The 238-nt window shown below is 79.0% G+C and carries 1 pseudogene; it reads right to left on the bottom strand.

Features of this window, described 5'->3' with window-relative positions:
• Positions 1-238, bottom strand: a pseudogene (locus G3I53_RS27650) (hypothetical protein); the annotation flags it as partial.

Below are 238 nucleotides of genomic sequence, written 5' to 3'. Positions count from 1 at the left end.
AGCAGCAGCAGGCCGCCCGCGCCGAGGAGGGCGGGGGCCGCGTAGGGCCACCGGCCGCCCAGGGCGACGGCGCGTTCCAGCGCCACCAGGGTGCCGGCGAAGCCGAGGACGAGCAGGACGCCGTGGACCCGCGGCAGCCGCTCGCCGGTGACCGGGGCGGGCAGTCCGAGCAGGATCAGGGCGGCGTCGAGACCGGCGAGCAGGCAGATCCCGGCGGCCAGCAGCAGCGGCACCCTGC

Source organism: Streptomyces sp. SID14436 (genome assembly GCF_010548465.1).
Lineage (GTDB): Bacteria > Actinomycetota > Actinomycetes > Streptomycetales > Streptomycetaceae > Streptomyces.
This window is presented reverse-complemented; position numbering and strand designations above follow the sequence as displayed.